The 1,080-nt window shown below is 32.6% G+C and carries 1 protein-coding gene and 1 pseudogene; both read left to right on the plus strand.

All coding sequences use genetic code 11. The features are described from left to right. Positions 1 to 72: 72 nt before the first annotated feature. Positions 73 to 552: a tetratricopeptide repeat protein gene (locus V7149_RS24665; protein ID WP_335348207.1), complete on the plus strand. Its 480-nt coding sequence runs from the start codon at positions 73 to 75 to the stop codon at positions 550 to 552. A 10-nt stretch (positions 553 to 562) separates the two neighbouring features. After that, positions 563 to 1,080 (plus strand): annotated as a pseudogene (locus V7149_RS24670) (hypothetical protein); the annotation flags it as partial.

The raw sequence follows: 1,080 nt of genomic DNA on the forward strand, positions 1-1,080 counted from the left end.
GATAATATAGTAGGTTTACCATAAAATTAGTAAAGGAGATAGAATGTAGAACTTTGACAGAAGGAGTCTTATATGAAAGAAATTTATCGAAAGCTTATGTTATTAGGCTTAGTAATATTTGTGGGAATTGGGATCTTTTATTCCTATAAAGTTGGGAAGAAACAGGATAAAGGATTTGTAGAGGATTACCAAAGCTACCAGCTTTCTTTAACCCAGATGCAGGAAGAGAATTATGATGGTGCTAAAGACCAGCTTACAAAGCTACATAATAAGTATCCGGATCAGGCAAGTATTACAAGAAATCTAGGTCTTTTATACGCGATAGAAGGAGATAAGGATAAGGCGGCCTTATATTATCAAAAGGCAGTAGATCAGCGACCGTTTATTATTCAAGATCCAATGTTCTCTTTGCAGTTTGCTGAAATTCTTCTATCAATAGAAGAGAATGCTGCAGCGAAGGAGTACTTAGAATATAGTAAAAAGCAAGGAATACCTGAAGAATTCAAGGGTCATGTTGAAGAACTACTGGCTTATTTAGAAACCATAAAATAAAGGTGAGAAAATGTCGAAATTAGATGAGTTGTTTGGAGAAAGAATTAGGGGAAATACTCTTAATTCTAGTTATGATGATAAGATAGAAACTGAGAATGAAATTGAGATTATGAGAATTGATAAAATCCTATTAATCGGGTTAATGTTAATGATTCTAGTCATACCTCTAGTAGTTCGAGTGCATTTTGCGGACTTTGTTAGCCCGCAGGTCACAGGTTCAGATATTGATACAGGATCAAAATCAGATATTTTTACTTATTATAAATTTGCTTTGTTAATCATTGGTACTTCCATTCTTAGTTTGGTTTTTTTGTATAAAGTGTTTGCGGTGGGATATGTTATTCCAAAGTCAAAAATAAATATTTTTGCTGGTATTTTCTTAATTACTGTTATTTTATCTGGAATGTTTGCGCCTCATAAAACATTAGCATTAGTAGGAATGTATAATCGCCATGATGGGACTATTTCTTATATATGCTATATTGTGTTGTTTTTTATTGCGGCAAATATTAAATATTCACCTAAGAT

Origin of the sequence: Bacillus sp. JJ1503, assembly GCF_036965125.1 — a bacterium.
GTDB lineage: Bacteria > Bacillota > Bacilli > Bacillales > Cytobacillaceae > Cytobacillus.

What these genes read in the sequence shown, in the direction of transcription:
- V7149_RS24665 (WP_335348207.1), top strand. Translation starts at nt 73, where the DNA reads ATGAAAGAAATTTATCGAAAGCTTATGTTATTAGGCTTAGTAATATTT.